At 30.8% G+C, this 16,974-nt stretch carries 13 protein-coding genes; 10 read left to right on the top strand and 3 right to left on the bottom strand.

Features of this window, described 5'->3' with window-relative positions; all coding sequences use genetic code 11:
- Nucleotides 1-22 precede the first annotated feature (22 nt).
- On the top strand, nucleotides 23-1,135 hold the full coding sequence (locus AC9UFV_RS05270; protein ID WP_509573554.1) for a glycosyltransferase: 1,113 nt from the start codon (nucleotides 23-25) through the stop codon (nucleotides 1,133-1,135).
- On the opposite strand, the gene AC9UFV_RS05265 is transcribed toward AC9UFV_RS05270, so the two are convergent.
- Nucleotides 1,109-2,056, bottom strand: coding sequence for a beta-1,6-N-acetylglucosaminyltransferase (locus AC9UFV_RS05265; RefSeq protein WP_509573552.1), 948 nt, complete (start codon nucleotides 2,054-2,056; stop codon nucleotides 1,109-1,111). The genes AC9UFV_RS05270 and AC9UFV_RS05265 overlap by 27 nt on opposite strands.
- 139 nt (nucleotides 2,057-2,195) lie before the next feature.
- On the opposite strand from AC9UFV_RS05265, the gene AC9UFV_RS05260 reads away from it, so the two are divergent.
- Together AC9UFV_RS05260 and AC9UFV_RS05255 are read left to right on the top strand one after the other, a co-directional pair.
- A complete protein-coding gene (locus AC9UFV_RS05260; RefSeq protein WP_509573549.1) occupies nucleotides 2,196-2,597 on the top strand; it encodes a sugar 3,4-ketoisomerase in 402 nt (133 codons plus the stop codon).
- Nucleotides 2,594-3,703, top strand: coding sequence for a glycosyltransferase family 4 protein (locus tag AC9UFV_RS05255; RefSeq protein WP_509573548.1), 1,110 nt, complete (start codon nucleotides 2,594-2,596; stop codon nucleotides 3,701-3,703). The genes AC9UFV_RS05260 and AC9UFV_RS05255 overlap by 4 nt, the downstream gene beginning before the upstream one ends.
- Here the strand turns inward: AC9UFV_RS05255 and AC9UFV_RS05250 are convergent.
- Complete coding sequence (locus AC9UFV_RS05250) at nucleotides 3,693-4,592, bottom strand: glycosyltransferase (protein WP_509573546.1); 900 nt, start codon at nucleotides 4,590-4,592, stop codon at nucleotides 3,693-3,695. The genes AC9UFV_RS05255 and AC9UFV_RS05250 overlap by 11 nt on opposite strands.
- Nucleotides 4,592-5,275 carry a cell division ATP-binding protein FtsE gene (locus tag AC9UFV_RS05245; protein ID WP_509573544.1) on the bottom strand — a complete coding sequence of 228 codons (684 nt, stop codon included), beginning with the start codon at nucleotides 5,273-5,275 and terminating at the stop codon, nucleotides 4,592-4,594. The genes AC9UFV_RS05250 and AC9UFV_RS05245 overlap by 1 nt, the downstream gene beginning before the upstream one ends.
- 159 nt (nucleotides 5,276-5,434) lie before the next feature.
- On the opposite strand from AC9UFV_RS05245, the gene AC9UFV_RS05240 reads away from it, so the two are divergent.
- From AC9UFV_RS05240 to mdh, 7 genes are all read left to right on the top strand, one after another.
- A complete protein-coding gene (locus AC9UFV_RS05240; RefSeq protein ID WP_509573542.1) occupies nucleotides 5,435-8,449 on the top strand; it encodes a tetratricopeptide repeat protein in 3,015 nt (1,004 codons plus the stop codon).
- Between the two features lie 12 nt (nucleotides 8,450-8,461).
- The gene (locus AC9UFV_RS05235) at nucleotides 8,462-10,207 is read left to right on the top strand and encodes a TonB-dependent receptor (RefSeq protein WP_509573540.1); all 1,746 of its coding nucleotides are present in this window, start codon (nucleotides 8,462-8,464) and stop codon (nucleotides 10,205-10,207) included.
- A gap of 67 nt (nucleotides 10,208-10,274) precedes the next feature.
- Nucleotides 10,275-10,724, top strand: a complete 450-nt coding sequence (locus AC9UFV_RS05230) for a hypothetical protein (protein ID WP_509573538.1) — start codon at nucleotides 10,275-10,277, stop codon at nucleotides 10,722-10,724.
- A 164-nt stretch (nucleotides 10,725-10,888) separates the two neighbouring features.
- The gene (gene asnB / locus AC9UFV_RS05225) at nucleotides 10,889-12,508 is read left to right on the top strand and encodes an asparagine synthase B (RefSeq protein WP_509573535.1); all 1,620 of its coding nucleotides are present in this window, start codon (nucleotides 10,889-10,891) and stop codon (nucleotides 12,506-12,508) included.
- Nucleotides 12,509-12,697: 189 nt separating this feature from the next.
- Nucleotides 12,698-14,641 carry a DNA topoisomerase (ATP-hydrolyzing) subunit B gene (gyrB, locus tag AC9UFV_RS05220; RefSeq protein WP_509573533.1) on the top strand — a complete coding sequence of 648 codons (1,944 nt, stop codon included), beginning with the start codon at nucleotides 12,698-12,700 and terminating at the stop codon, nucleotides 14,639-14,641.
- A 3-nt stretch (nucleotides 14,642-14,644) separates the two neighbouring features.
- Nucleotides 14,645-15,655, top strand: coding sequence for a DUF6588 family protein (locus AC9UFV_RS05215; RefSeq protein WP_509573531.1), 1,011 nt, complete (start codon nucleotides 14,645-14,647; stop codon nucleotides 15,653-15,655).
- Between the two features lie 16 nt (nucleotides 15,656-15,671).
- The gene (mdh, locus tag AC9UFV_RS05210) at nucleotides 15,672-16,607 is read left to right on the top strand and encodes a malate dehydrogenase (RefSeq protein ID WP_509573529.1); all 936 of its coding nucleotides are present in this window, start codon (nucleotides 15,672-15,674) and stop codon (nucleotides 16,605-16,607) included.
- The last annotated feature ends 367 nt before the right edge of the window (nucleotides 16,608-16,974 follow it).

The following is a 16,974-nucleotide window of genomic DNA, read 5'->3' as shown; positions in this document are numbered from 1 at the left end:
ATACGAAAATAAGAAAAGGTTGATGATAATACCTAACAAAAAAAATAAAATCGCTTTAATTGGTTACCGATTGGGAATTGGTGGCGCAGAACGAGTCATGGCAAATTTGTCAGTTTTTTTTGAAAAACAAGGAATTGATGTTCATAATATTATAGTGGTTGATGAAGTTTCCTATGATTTTTCGGGTAAGTTGATAAATCTTGGAAAATTAAAAAATAAATCTAACGGTTTTTTTAACAAGCTAAATCGATACTTATTTCTTAAAAATTATCTTCGCGAAAATAATTTCGATTTTATAATTGATTTTAGATTTCGAAATAAACCAATGCAGGAGCTACTTATTTCTAAATTCTTATATAATTCCAAATCAATTTTCACAGTTCATAGCTATTTAACTGATCATTATATGTCAAATTGGTCATTTTTAACCCGTTTTACCTATAATGATTCTTATAAAATTGTCGCTGTAACTAATAAAACCAAAGAATTTATAGAGCAAAAACACCATTTGTCAAATGTTCAAACTATATATAATCCAATAAATATTGAAGAAATTCATTCAAAATATGATGAGGCAATTGATATCGATTTTGAATTTATTATTGGGGTTGGTCAAATGGATACTGATGTAAAACAATTTGATAAATTGATCATAGCGTATTCAAATACAAATTTGCCAAAGCAAAATATTCACTTGGTTTTACTTGGTGAAGGTTCTAAAATGATGGATTATTTGCAATTAGCAAAGCAAATGAATATTTCAGATAAAGTACATTTTTTAGGTTTTCAAAAAAATCCTTATTCGTATCTTAAAAATGCCAAGTTTTTTGTTTTAAGTAGTTTGAATGAAGGAATGCCAAATGTAATTTTAGAGGCTTTGGCCTGTGGAACTCCTGTTGTTTCATATGATTGTTTGTCTGGTCCAAGTGAAATTATTTTACATAAATGGAACGGACTATTAGTTGAAGACCAGAACTTAGATAAATTATCTGAGGCGATGAATTTATTAAATGACGATAAAGAATTATATACTATTTGTAAACAAAATTCTTTGCCAAGTAGCCAGCATTTTTCGATTGATATAATTGGACAAAAATGGTTAGATTTACTAGGATTTAATAAGATAAGAGTCTAGTTTTGAGAGTATTTCAGAGTTCTTTTCGTACTCAAATTTTCTAGCAAACAGAATGTTTTCAGGTTGATTTATAATTAAATTAAAATGCTCAATTGACAAATTGGGAGCACCAATAGAATCTTCTCTTCCCCAATCTACAAAAGTTAACGAATTTGCCATTAATTCTGGTTTTTCCTTAATTATATGTGATACAATAGTTTGAAAAAATAGTTCGTCAGGGTTGAATGTATATTTATGATATTTAAGAAATTTGGGATTGTTTTCTAAAAATAAAATCACCTTTTTTACAGTTTCAATTGGAAGACCCCACCAGGCACTTCCACCTTTGGGAGATATATAATTAGGATGTTTTCTGTTATTAAATAATTTAAAAATAAGTTGAAATTTATTGTAAATAATTAGTTTCAATATCGATTTAATTGTTTTTAAACTGTAAAATTCAAATTGAAATATAGAAGGTACAACAACAAAATGACCCCTTTTATTTGATAAGTTAAATTTGTAAAAAGAAATTCGGTCCATTCCTTTATGGAACCAATTCTCTGTAGGAATGTCAAATGTTTCAATAAAATTTATTCCATAGTTTTTTGATAAATAATCCTCAATATAATTGTTAGTTTTTATAGGGTAATCCTGCCCGCTAAGCAATATACAATACCCTTTTCTGCCGTCTGCAATTATTTGGTTTAGTGAATTAATTGTGGCTTTAACTAACCCAATTCCACACCAAATCCCTTCTTCTCTTTTTTCATCACAAATGAAATGAATGCTTTTTATCTCTTTTGCAGCTTCTAGGAATGGTCTACTATCAACTAATTTATCAACGTGAACATAAAAATTCACATGTTTCCCCGACAATTTATTTATTAATCGAATTAACTGAAACGGGTTTTTATGGACCAGTATGATATAATTTATCATTTTTTATAAATGCAATTTATCTTGTAAATATCGTTTTTTTTCATTTAATTTGGGAACTTAATGAGATCTTTTTTTTCACGTTAATTTAATATTATTTCTTTTGAAATAATCCCTCATTGAAAATTTATTTGTAAATATTATGGCCAAAATTTGTGATTTAGAACTAATTCAAATACCCACAATTGAAGATCTACGTGGAAATTTAGCCTTTGTACAAAATGATATTTTACCTTTTGAACTAAAAAGGGTTTACTATTTATTTGATGTTCCAAGTACTGCGTTTCGAGGAGGGCATTCCCATATAAACCAACACGAGATATTAATTGCATTAAGCGGAAGTTTTGAAGTTATCTTAAATGATGGTAACGAAAAAAAGAGTTATATTTTGAACAAACCAAACATTGGATTGCATATTCCAAAGGGAATTTGGAGAGAACTCGAAAATTTTTCTTCAGGTGCAGTTTGTTTAGTTTTAGCCTCTGATGTTTTTGAAGAAGCAGATTATATTCGTGATTATAATGAATTTTTGAATTCTAAATGATGAAATTACTTTATCTAGTTCCAAATATTAATAATGAAGGAGGAGTTGCACGTGTTCTATCAATAAAAACGTATTATCTTATCGAAAAATGGGGCTATAAAATTGATATTCTCACTCAAAATAAAGGAGGGTTTCCACAATTTTATAATTTCAATAAGAAAATAGGTTTCCATGACATGATTTTAAATGGAAATCCGATTCAGTTTTTAATCAACTATAGAAGAAAATTAAACGAGCAAATTGAATTGCTAAAACCAGATATCATTGTTGTTTGTGACAACGGATTAAAGGCATTTCTTTTACCATTCCTATTAAAAACAAAAATTCCTGTTGTTTTAGAAATTCATAATTCCTTAAACGAAGTGGAAAAGGAAAGCGATTCTATATTCAAAATAATTAGTTCACAATTGGCTATTTTTTTCAAGAAATTTTCAGCTAGATATTTTGATAATTTTGTTGTTGAAACAAATGAAAGTATTAAAGAATGGAATGTACCCCAAGGAGTTATTATACCAAATCCACTTTGGTTTTACACGGATAATTTAGCAAAACTAAAATCAAAAAAAGTTATAGCCGTTGGTCGTCATGTTTATGAAAAAGGGTTTGATAGATTGCTTTATATTTGGAAAAGTATAGTCAAAAAGCATCCTGATTGGCATCTTGATATTTATGGAAAGTCCAGTGATGATTTATATTTGCAAAAACTAACTTCAGAGTTAAATCTTACCAATAGTGTTAGTTTTTTTGAACCAACAAATGATATTGTTTCCAAATACCAAGAGAATTCAATTTATTTGATGACTTCAAGATTTGAAGGATTTGGAATGGTTTTGATTGAAGCAATGGCTACTGGATTACCTTGTATCGCCTACGATTGTCCTTGTGGACCAAGAGGAATTATAACTAATAATTCTGACGGGATATTAGTCAAAAACGGTAATGAATCGGATTATGTTGAAGCTGTTTTGTATTTGATAAACAATGATTATAAAAGAATCGAAATGGGAAAAAATGCTAAAATAAAGAGTTTGAATTACAATATCGATACCATTATGCCGCTTTGGGATTCACTTTTTAAGGATATAAAAGCGAAATCTATTTCTTAAATTTTTTGGTGCTAATTTTACTTAAATACCCAATTCTAAAAATATTGTAAATAAATAAATTAGGATTATTTCCTTCCAAATTTCGATTTAGAAAACCTTCTGATATTTTATAAAACACTGAAAATAAATACGTTAATTTCAATTTATTTAAAATTAATAGTAACGAAATTAACCTTGAAAAATCCTTGTTTATTTTTTTCTCTTCAAATAATACTATCAAATTTTCTAGCGAACTTTTTGTTTTAATAATGTAATCTTTATTGGAATCGATATCACCGTGTTCAACGGGGTTATCGATGTGTTTTAATTTAGGATTAAATTGGCTAAGTTGATACGAAAGTTGCGTGTCGTCATGGCCATATTTAGTGAGTTGTGAATCAAATTTAACTTTATTAAAACAATCTTTTTTTATCACTGTATTATTGAATAACAATGATTGAAATTGTGATAATTTTCTTTTTTCAACTGATTTATCTTCAATGAATTTTCCGTATTTCCATCGAAGCTTTTGATTGTTTGAAGGACTAGTTTTAGGATGTATTCTTCCTCCATAAATAATATCAAAATCATTTAAAAAAGAAACATAATTGGATATATAATTATTTCGAATGATAATGGAATCGCCGTCTATAAAAAGTAAATTATCAAATTTAGCTTTGTTTGCAAGTGAGTTTCTGTTTTGCCTGTGAGCAATATTAACTTTTAGTTCAGTAAAATTGCAATTGGACAACGAATTTATATTTTCATTTTCTGAATTTAACAGTGATTTAGAGGCGTCATCTTGGCATAAAATTTCAAAATCAATTTCACATTCCAAACACTGCTTGTGAAGTTCCAAGACTAATGGATAAGCATTGTAATTGTATATTGGAATGAGAATGGAGAGCATTAAGCTATTTTTTGAACAACTTCAAAGATATTACTGTCTTCACATTTTAAAGTCTTTGATGGGTATTTCATCAAAAGTGCATAATCGTGAGTGGCCATAATCACTGTTTTTCCTGAAGCATTAATTTTTCTCAATACTTCCATTACTTCAATACTAGTCTGAGGATCTAGATTTCCTGTAGGCTCATCAGCCAAAATTAATTCGGGATCGTTTAGTAATGCTCTTGCAATTGCTACACGTTGTTGCTCACCGCCTGAAAGTTGGTGTGGCATTTTAGAAGCAAATGATTTCATATCCACTTTATCTAAAACTTCATCAATTTTGTTTTGCATTTCAACAAGATCAATCCATCCTGTTGCTTTCAATACAAAAATCATATTTTCGTTGACAGTTCTGTCTGGTAAAAGTTTGAAATCTTGAAATACAATTCCTAATTTTCTTCTTAAAAATGGAATATCGTCTTCTTTTAAAGTAGCTAAGTCAAAATTCACAATGTTCGATTGCCCTTCAGTTAAAGGTAAATCTGCATATAAAGTTTTCATAAAACTACTCTTTCCAGAACCTGTTTTTCCAATTAAATATATGAATTCACCTTCGTTTACTTCCAAATTAACATTAGTTAAAATGACTTTTTCCTCTTGGTAAATAGTTACGTTTCTTAAAAATAAAATAGGTTGTGACATATGATTTCTTGTTTATTTTGTAAAAGTAATAAGTTTTACTGAAATACCAATTTCAATTTTCTTATTTATTGTTTAAAAATATGTTCATAATAATAATGAGATTAAGTTCGTTATAGGCTATAGAATTCGATATATTTGATTGTAATAATTTATTCCATTATGAAAAATCCAAACAGGCTCTTTTTGTTGTTGTTATTAATGATAATTACAACCGTTTACGCTCAGAAATCTGAAATACATACCAACGATTTGGAGGCTTATAAGCAGGCAATTTCACTTTATAATAATAAGCAGTATTTATCGGCTCAAATTATTTTTGAAAAAGTAAAATGGGAAAATCACGGAAAAGAAGTTCAATCGGATTGTGCTTTCTACAATGCAATGTGTGCAATAAAGCTTAATCAATCGAATTCCGATCTTTTAATGGAAAATTTCATTTTGGACAATCCAACAAGTGCCAAACTAAACATTGCCTACATCGAAATAGCGCAACATTATTTTGAGCAAGGAAGTTTTGCCGAATCTTTAAAATGGTTTGAAAAAGTGGACGAAAGCGATTTATCCAATGATGATATTGATAAATTTAATTTCCAAAAAGGGTATGTTTTTTTCGCAGCAAAGAATAAATCTCAAGCCACTACTTACTTCAATAAAGTGATAAATTCAAAAATATTTGCAGCGCAAGCCAAGTATTATTTGGGTTTTATGGCATATGAAGGCGATGATTATAAAAATGCCAATAAGTATTTTGATCAAGTAGCTGAGGATGAAAAATTCAAAGAAAAGTTGTCCTATTTTCAGGCTGACATGAGTTTCAAATCCGGAAATTTTCAAAAAGCAATCGACCTTGGATCAGTTGCTTTGGCCAAATCAAATGCATTAGAAAAATCGGAATTGAATAAAATAATTGGCGAAAGCTATTTCAATTTGAATGAATTCGATAAAGCAATTCCATTTTTAAATCAGTATAAAGGAAAAAAAGGAAAGTGGAATAACACTGATTATTACCAATTGGGATTTGCCTATTACCAGCAAAATGATTTTGAAAATGCAATAACTCAGTTTAACAAAATCATTGATGGAAATGACTCCGTTGCTCAAAACGCCTATTATCATTTGGGTCAAAGTTATTTAAAGACCAATAGAAAGCAACAGGCATTAAATGCGTTCAAAAATTCATCTGAAATGATATTTGATTTAAAAATTCAAGAAGATGCTTTTTTGAATTATGCGAAATTGAGTTATGATATTGGAAATTCCTATCAAAGTGTTCCGGATGTTTTGATTGCTTTTTTAGATAAATATCCAAATTCGACAAGCAAAACAGACATTGAAACACTATTAATTAATTCATTTATCACTTCAAAAAACTACAAAGGTGCCTTAGAATTATTAGAAAAAAATAAAAGTTTTGCTAACAAACAAGCTTACCAAAAAGTAACATTTTACAGAGGTTTAGAATTATTTACTGATGGTAATTATCAAGAAGCACTATCAATGTTCAAGAAATCAATTGGTGAACAGCAAGATGCAAAATTCACTTCTCGGGCAACTTTTTGGAAAGGAGAAACAGAATTTGTGTTGGACAGTTTCAACGAATCATTAATTAGTTTCAAACAATTTATAGAATTTCCTGAATCGAAAAACACTTCTGAATATAAAAACATCAATTACAATATTGCCTATTCCTATTTTAAGTTAAAAGAATACGATCAAGCTGGAGATTTTTTCCAAGCTCATGTTGAAGCAGTTAAAGACGATAAAATTCGTTTAAACGATGCCTATTTGCGATTAGGCGACAGCCGTTTTGTAACTGCAAAATATTGGCCAGCTATGGACGCTTACAATAAAGCAATCGATTTGAAAAGTATCGATGCAGATTATGCTGCTTTTCAAAAAGCAATTAGCTACGGATTTGTTTCTAAAAATGACAAGAAAATTGATGATTTAAATAAGTTAATTGCAACCTATTCAAAATCGCAATACCGTGATGATGCATTATTTGAATTGGGAAACACTTACGTTGCGGAGAAGAATTATGATTTAGCTATAAAAACTTACGATCAGTTATTGACTGAATTTAAAAAAGGTTCTTATGCTTCAAAATCGATATTGCGTCAAGGTTTGATTTATTACAATACTGAAAAAGACGATTTAGCTATTGCAAAATTTAAGAAAGTTGCAGCGGATTTCCCAAAATCTCCGGAAGCTTTAGAAGCAGTTTCTACCGCTAGAATAATTTATGTAGACAATGGTAAAGTCGATGAATATGCAACTTGGGTTAGAACTTTAGATTTTGTTTCTGTCACAGATGCGGAATTAGATAATGATACATTTGAAGCTGCTGAAAAACAATTTTTGCAAAACAATACCAAACAAGCAATTGTAGGTTTTAGTAATTATGTTTCTAAATTTCCAAATGGGAATCATGCTTTGAACGCTAATTTTTATTTAGCTCAATCTTATTATGCTGATGGATTGGAAGCAAATTCAGTAACTAATTACGAATATGTAATTTCGAAATCGAGAAACGAATTTACAGAACAAGCCTTGGCTAGATTAGCGGAAATTCATATTAAATCAAATGATAATAATAAGTTAGTTCCAATATTAATCCGTTTAGAAACCGAAGCTGATTTTCCTCAAAACATAACATTTGCTCAAGCGAATTTGATGAAAACCTACTACGAGCAAAAGGATTATGTAAATGCTGTTTTGTATGCTGATAAAGTATTAAGTAATCCAAAAACCGAAGATAAAGTAAAAAGTGATGCGCAAATAATAATTGCAAGAGCTGCTTTTAATTCTAATGATTTGCCAAAAGCACGTCAAGCGTATTCAAAATTGATGACAATTGCAAAAGGGGAGTTAGCTGCCGAAGCTTTGTATTTTGACGCGTATTTTAAAAATTCGGATGGAAAATTTGAGGAATCAAATACGGTAGTTCAAAAATTAACCAAAGATTATTCTGGTTACAAATATTTTGGTGCAAAAGGCTTGGTGGTTATGGCTAAAAATTTTTATGGATTGAAAGATAGTTTTCAAGCGACCTATATTTTAGATAGTGTGATTAAAAATTTTACTTCATTTCCTGATATAGTTGAAGATGCTCAAAAGGAATTGGATAGTATTAAAACAGAAGAAGCAAAAACGAATTCGTCGGTTACAAATTAAATAAATAATCAAATGACAAAGATATTTCAAAATAATATTGGACTAGTTATAATTCTATTGGCTTTCCACTTTTCTTTCGCTCAAAAGAAAGACGAAAATATAGGCACTGAAGTGGTAAATGTTGTAAAACCATATACTCCAACAATCTCTGACGCATTTAAAGTTAAGGAAATACCCTCACTTGAAGATGCTGAAAATTCTAAAAAAGAAGATATAAAATACAATTTCTTTTCATTTCCCGTAGCTTCTACTTTTGTACCAATAAAAGGGCGTGCTGCCAACGTTGATAAGTCTCAAGCGGAAAAATTATATAAGAACTTTGCTAATCTGGGTTTAGGAAATTATACCTCACTTAATGCCGAACTTTTTGTTACAGATAATATTAGCGATCACGAATACATTGGAGGTATGTTAAGACATCTTTCGTCTCAAGGCGGAATAAAAGATGTTGTTTTGAACAATGGTTTTGATAAAACTTCTATCGATTTAACCTATGGAAACCAACTTCAAAATTTGACTTGGATTTCAGATTTAGGATTTCAAAACCAAATGTACAATTGGTTCGGAATTCCTGATAATTTTACCCAAACAACTATCGACAGAATTAATCCGAAGCATAGTTTTAACAATTTTTATATTGGAACAAATTTAAGTTTGACCGACAGTTTTTTTAAGGACGCTAGTTTGAAATACAATCGTTTTTGGGATGCCAACGGATCAGTTGAAAACAGATTTTATGTGAAACCTTCGTTCGAGTTTGATCTTCTGAGACAGAAAATAAAAACCAATTTGATTGTAGATTATTTAGGTGGTAGTTTTGAGAAAAACTTCCTAGGAACCAATTCAATCAAATATGGATTTACCAATTTTGGAATTCATCCAAGCATCGTTGTAAATAAAAATGATTGGGCAATAAATCTTGGCGCATCTGTATTTTATAGTGCCGATAACCAAAATAGTAGCAGTAAAGTATTTGTATATCCGCAAGTAAATGCTTCAGTAAAAATAGTTGGAGATTTTATGATTTTTTACACCGGGGTAGAGGGTAGCTTGGATCAAAATTCTTATCGTGATTTCTCAAATGAAAATCCGTTTGTTTCGCCAACATTAGCAATTGCTCCAACAGACAAACAGTTTGATTTATTTGCTGGGTTAAAAGGAAAATTGTCAAATAATATGAGTTATACTATGCGTGGTTCAGTTCAAAATGAAAAAAATAAATCATTATTTAAAAGTAATGAATTCAATATGTTTGCTGCAAATACAGAGAGCTACCAATTTGGAAATTCTTTTGGTGTAGTTTACGATGATATAAGAACAGTTAGTTTATTTGGAGAATTAAAAGCCGATTTTTCTAAAAATGTAACCATAGGTTTAAACGGTTCTTACAGTCGATTTTTCAAAACATTTCAAGAAGAAGCTTGGAATTTGCCAACTTTAAAATTAGAAGCTTCTATGAATGTAAATATCACTAAAAAATGGTTTGCTGGTGCAAATGTTTACTATGTTGGTGAACGAAAAGACATTGTTTATATACAAAGTATGATAACTATTTTCCCACCGGCTTATTATCCTGAAACGATTAATATCAAAGGTTTTTTTGATGCTAATTTAAATATTGGTTACAACCATAGCGATCGATTAACAGGATTTTTAAAATTTAATAATATTGCCAATCAATCGTATCAAAAATGGTTTAACTATCCTGTTCAAGCACTTCAAGTAGTTTTGGGAGCAAGTTATAAATTTGATTTTTAATTTTTATTTACGATAAAAGACTTATGTTAATTTTAATTTTTGTTCCTTTTGTGGATATTTTTTCGCTATGACTTTCAAACAAAAAATCCATCATCATTATTCTCGTCAAGTTCAAGATAAAATCGATGTTTTTCGTGATATGATATCGGCATTGACCGAGGATTCAAAAAATGATGCCAAAGGATCTGCTGGTGACAAACACGAAACCGCTTTATCGATGATGCATTTGGAACAAGAAAAACTAAACTACAAACTCAAAGAGGTTTTAGATCAAAAAGCGATTTTAGACAAAATAGATGCAACTTTAACCAATACAAAAATAGGTTTAGGAAGTTTGGTTCAAGCCAATGGAATTTATTTGTATTTGAGTTTGGCTTTACCAAAAATCACTATTGATCAAGTAAATATAATAGCACTTTCACCGCAATCGCCTCTTGGCGAAAAATTAATGGGTAATAAAGTTGGATTTGAATTCGAAATTAATGCAACAAAATATCACGTTGATAGCATTTTATAAAATTCAAATTTTACAATTTATAACTAACATTCGGCTAATATTGATTTCTACTTTCACATTTACATAAAAATATATTTATTTATTAATAATTGTAACTAAATATTTCTATTTGGTTTTAAAAATAAATCATAATATTCAATTTTGCAGAAGTAAAATAAAATATTATGTGTGGAATTTTAGCCATTATCGGAAAAGGAAAAGAAGAAGGATTAGTGAAGGAACTTTCTAAAAGAATGTCGCATCGTGGACCAGATGAAAGCGACTTAAAGATTACTGATAACGGACACATATTAAGTCATGAGCGATTATCTATAATAGATTTGCATTCAGGTAGGCAACCAATTCAAGGTTCAAAAACAGCTTGGATGGTTCACAATGGAGAAATATACAATCACCAAGAATTACGGAATGGAATATTAAAACATCATACTTTCAGAACTAAATCAGACTCAGAAGTTATTGTTCATTTATATGAAGAATTTGGATATGATTTTTGTGATTTGTTGGATGGAGATTGGGCTTTCGTAATTATTGATGGAGATGACTATATTGCCGGTCGCGACCCAATGGGGGTTAAACCCTTGTACTATGGATTGGACGAAAGAGGTCGTACCTACTTTTCTTCTGAAATGAAACCCATTGCGGACCAATGCAAAACGTTTTCTACATTTCCACCGGGACACTATTATACTCCCAAAACTGGTTTTGTAAAATATTACCATCCTGAATATGAAGATTACTCAAAAGCCGATCACGAATTGGATTTGGAATTAATCAGAACTTCATTAACAGAAGCTACTCGAAAAAGATTAATGAGTGATGTGCCAATAGGTGTTTTATTGTCTGGAGGATTAGATTCTTCATTAACCTCCTCAATTGCCTCTCGATTATTAGCAGAAAGCGGTAAAAAATTACATTCTTTTTCAATTGGTTTAGATGCCAATGCTCCGGATGCTTTGGCAGCAAAAAAAGTAGCTAAATATTTAGGAACTGAACATCATGAAATACACTTTACAATTGATCAAGGAATTGAGATTTTAGACAAATTAGTTTGGCATTTAGAAACTTATGATGTAACGTCCATTCGCGCCAGTACCCCTATGTATTTCTTATCTAAAGCGATTACTGACAGAGGGATAAAAGTAGTTTTATCAGGTGAAGGTGCCGATGAAATATTTGGAGGTTATTTGTATTTTAGAAATGCTCCTTCCGTAGTTGATTTCCAAAAAGAAACTATCGAAAGAGTTCAAAAATTATTTACAGCCGATTTATTGAGAGCTGATAAATCTACGATGGCTCATGGTTTAGAAGCAAGAGTGCCATTTTTAGACAAAGAATTTTTGGATATAGCAATGCTGATTAAAGCAGAAGAAAAACAGCCTAAAGCCTATGATGGAAAAGAAAAATACATTCTCAGAAAAGCTTTTGATACTCCAGATAATCCTTACTTACCAGATGAGGTTTTATGGAGGCAAAAAGAACAATTTTCAGATGGAGTAGGTTATAATTGGATTGATCAATTAATACAGTTTTGTTCATCAAAAGTTACTGATTTTGAATTGGAATCTGCGTCGTCTTTATATCCTTATAATACACCTACAACTAAGGAAGCCTATTATTATAGAACGATTTTTCATAAATATTATCCACAATCAAGTGCAGCTGAAACCGTTAGAAAATGGATTCCAAAATGGCAAGAAAACCAAGATCCCAGCGGAAGAGCAAATACTGCCCACGTAAATGCTGATACCGATATTGCTAAAACAAGTGTAATTTTTAGTTAGTTTTTTATTGCATTTTGTTTTTTAAACGCTTACAATTTAGTAAGCGTTTTTTATTGGTAAAAACCGACCTAGTAATTAACCGATATATGTTAATAACTTAAGCTATAAAACAAGCGATTTAAGACGAAATTAATTCTTGTTTGACTATATTTGTACGTTAAACAAAAAAATATTCAGAATTACATTAATATGAGCGAAGAAATAAATAAAAATAATTATTCAGCAGATAGTATTCAGGCATTAGAAGGAATGGAGCACGTTAGAATGCGTCCATCGATGTATATTGGAGATGTAGGAGTTAGAGGATTACACCACTTGGTTTATGAAGTAGTTGACAACTCAATTGACGAAGCAATGGGAGGCCATTGTGACAAAATAATAGTAGATATTAACGAAGACGGATCTATTTCTGTTGAAGATAATGGACGTGGTATTCCTGTTGGAATTCACAAAAAAGAAGGTGTTTCTGCGCTTGAAGTTGTAATGACAAAAATTGGTGCAGGTGGTAAGTTTGATAAAGATTCCTATAAAGTATCTGGAGGACTTCACGGAGTAGGGGTTTCAGTTGTTAATGCTTTGTCAAATCATTTAAGAGCAACGGTTCATAGTAGCGACGGAAAAATATACGAGCAAGAATATGAAAAAGGAAAGGCACTTTATCCGGTAAAGCAAATTGGAGATACTACTAAAAGAGGAACAATTGTAACTTTTTATCCGGATCCATCAATATTTACTCAAACTATAGAATATTCATATGATACTTTATCAGCGCGTATGCGTGAATTATCATTTTTGAATAAAGGAATAACCATTATTTTTACTGATAAAAGAGAAGTAGATAAAGACGGTAATTTCCTTTCTGAAACTTTTCATTCTAATGAAGGTTTAAAAGAATATATCAGATATTTAGATGGAAATCGCGAACCTATTATTGGTCATGTAATTTCAATGGATTCTGATAAAGGAGAAATTCCTGTTGAAGTAGCCTTGATATACAACACAAGTTACTCAGAGAATATTTTTTCTTATGTAAATAATATTAACACTCACGAGGGAGGTACGCACTTGCAAGGATTTAGAACTGGTTTAACAAGAGCCTTGAAGAAATATGCGGATGCTTCTGGAATGTTAGACAAATTGAAATTCGAAATTGCTGGTGATGACTTCCGTGAGGGATTAACAGCAATTATTTCAGTAAAAGTAGCTGAACCACAATTTGAAGGACAAACAAAAACTAAACTAGGAAATAGAGAAGTTGTTGCACCAGTGAGTCAGGCGGTAAGTGAAATGGTTGAAAATTATTTGGAAGAAAATCCAAATGATGCTCGTATAATAGTTCAAAAAGTAATTCTTGCTGCTCAGGCTCGTCATGCTGCTAAGAAAGCACGTGAAATGGTTCAGCGTAAAACCGTTTTAGGAGGTGGAGGATTGCCAGGAAAACTTTCTGATTGTTCTGAACAAGATCCTGCACGTTGTGAAGTTTATCTTGTCGAGGGAGATTCTGCAGGTGGAACTGCAAAACAAGGTCGTGACAGAGCTTTTCAAGCAATTTTACCTTTAAGAGGTAAGATTCTGAATGTGGAAAAAGCAATGCACCACAAAGTATTTGAAAATGAAGAAATTCGTAATATTTTTACCGCTTTAGGAGTTACAGTTGGAACCGCTGAAGATAGTAAAGCATTAAACTTAGAAAAATTACGTTACCACAAAGTAATCATTATGTGTGATGCCGATGTAGATGGTAGCCACATTTCAACCTTAATATTAACCTTCTTCTTCCGTTTTATGAAGGAATTGATTGAAGGCGGTCATGTTTATATTGCAGCACCTCCTTTATATTTAGTTAAAAAAGGAAATAAAAAGGAATATGCTTGGAACGACGTTCAGCGAGATCAAGCAAATGAACGAATGGGAGGAAGCGCAGCAATTCAACGTTACAAAGGTCTTGGAGAGATGAATGCGGAACAATTATGGGAAACCACAATGGATCCAAATTTCAGAACTTTACGTCAAATTACTATTGATAGCATGGTAGAAGCAGATAGAGTTTTCTCAATGTTAATGGGGGATGAAGTTCCACCAAGAAGAGAATTCATCGAGAAAAATGCCGTATATGCTAATATTGACGCCTAATTAATGAAAAAGATATTATTCCTATTATTATTAGTTTCCAATATTTCGTTTTCACAAACAGCTCAAGAATTAGAAGCCTTTGGTCGTTTATTAAATGATGCTATTTTTTATTGTGACAGGTATATTACACCTGCTTCAGATGCTTCGATTTATCAAGCTTCTTCTGGTTGGTTGTCATCGCCAAAAAAACGAAAACTATGGGATGTAACATTAGGATTTAATAATAATGTTTTTTTTGTCCCAAAGGCAGATAGAGAATTTGAAATAAAAAATTCTGATTTAACATTTTTCAGTCTTTTTGATGCCAATTGGGCTCCTGTGAACTCAGCGACAGTACCTACGACACTTGGTAATAGTCAGCAATATAATTTGAATGGCTATATAGGTAACGATCAGGTGTTTTTTCAAACTCCTCAAGGCGTTAATGCCGAGCAAGTATACTATTCGCATTTTACGGGGTCTGTAGCAATTTGGTATGGAACAGAAATAATTTTGAAATATTCTCCCGTTACCAAATTGAAAAGTGGAAATTATCAAGTATACGGTTATGGATTAAAACACAATATCGACCAATATTTCAAATCTTTAACTCAAAAAAAGATAAACATGTCTGGTTTGGTTTGTTTTTCTAATGAGAACCTTAGTTTTGATTTTATCCCACCTTCATCAAATAATGGGCTTGCATTAGGGATTAATCAAATAAATGGTCTAGTAGATACATGGCAATTTCAATTTAATGTTTCTAAAGAATTTAAAAGATTTGAAATTATGGGCGGAATAATTGCCAATATAAGTGATATAAAATATAAATTTATTGGCGATGTTCCATCAGGACAAGCAATTCCGTTTCAAGCAATTTTTAATGAAAAAATAAAAGAAATCTACAAAACTAAAACTAACTACTTAGGAGAAGTTTCCTGTAGATATAAAATTAACAAAGTGTTTTTACAATCTACAGTTGCATTTGGTAAATTTGTAAATTCAAATTTTGCAGTTCAGTACGAATTTAATTAAACATAAAATAATAAAAATGAAAGTTACAATAGTTGGAGCAGGGAATGTGGGAGCATCTTGTGCAGACGCAATTTCATACAGAGGAATTGCAAGTGAAGTAGTATTATTAGACATAAAAGAAGGTTTTGCAGAAGGTAAAGCAATGGATATTATGCAATGTGCTACAAATACTGGATTTAATACAAGAGTTTCTGGAGTTACAAATGATTACTCAAAAACAGCTAACAGTGATGTAGTAGTTATTACTTCAGGAATTCCAAGAAAACCTGGAATGACTCGCGAAGAGTTAATAGGTATTAATGCAGGAATTGTAAAAACAGTAGTTGAAAATGTATTAAAGTTTTCGCCAAATACAATTGTAGTTGTAGTTTCAAATCCAATGGATACAATGACTTATTTAGCTTTAAAAGCTACAGGTTTACCAAAAAACAGAATTATTGGAATGGGTGGAGCACTTGATAGTTCCCGCTTTAGATATTATTTAGCAGATGCATTAGCGACTCCTTCAAATGACATTTCTGCAATGGTAATTGGGGGTCATGGTGATACTACAATGATTCCTTTAACTAGATTGGCATCCTATAATGGTATTCCAGTTTCTGAGTTTTTATCTGCTGAAGAATTAGAGAAAGTAGCTGCCGCAACTATGGTTGGAGGAGCAACATTGACTGGTCTTTTAGGAACTTCAGCTTGGTATGCGCCGGGAGCCTCAGTTGCCTATTTAGTCGATTCAATTCTAAATAACCAAAGAAAAATGATCGCATGCTCTGTATACCTAGAAGGCGAATACGGACAAAACGATATTTGCATTGGAGTTCCATGTATCATTGGAAAAAATGGTGTAGAAGAAATTCTACAAATCAAATTAAATGATGCTGAAAAAGCCCTTTTTGCAAAAAGTGCTGATGCAGTTCGTAATATGAATGCAGATTTAAAATCTGTTTTAGCATAAATAATAAATCTACTTTTTAAGAAGGCTGCAAAAATGCAGTCTTTTTTTTGATATTAATCGATAAATAAATTGGTTAATCTCTGAGAGAATTATATATTTGTCAGCTAAAAAATAATGAGAATAGACAAAGAAGTTATATTTTATTTAAAATATTTAGGACTTTATTTATTTTTAACAATTTTACAAATAATAATAGAATAAAAATTAATTAACTATAGTAATAATGCAGAATAGAGGACTTATTAAATTTTTCGCAATTTTATTTGCATTGGTGAGTATTTACCAACTTTCATTCACTTTTGTTTCTCATAAAATAGAAAGTGATGCTAAAACGTATGCTAATGGTAATTCTGAAAAAGAATTCAAA

The sequence above is a fragment of the Flavobacterium sp. genome (genome assembly GCF_044349645.1).
In the GTDB taxonomy this organism is placed as follows: domain Bacteria; phylum Bacteroidota; class Bacteroidia; order Flavobacteriales; family Flavobacteriaceae; genus Flavobacterium.
The sequence above is the reverse complement of the archived record's forward strand: the minus strand, read 5'-3'. Positions and strand labels throughout refer to the sequence as shown.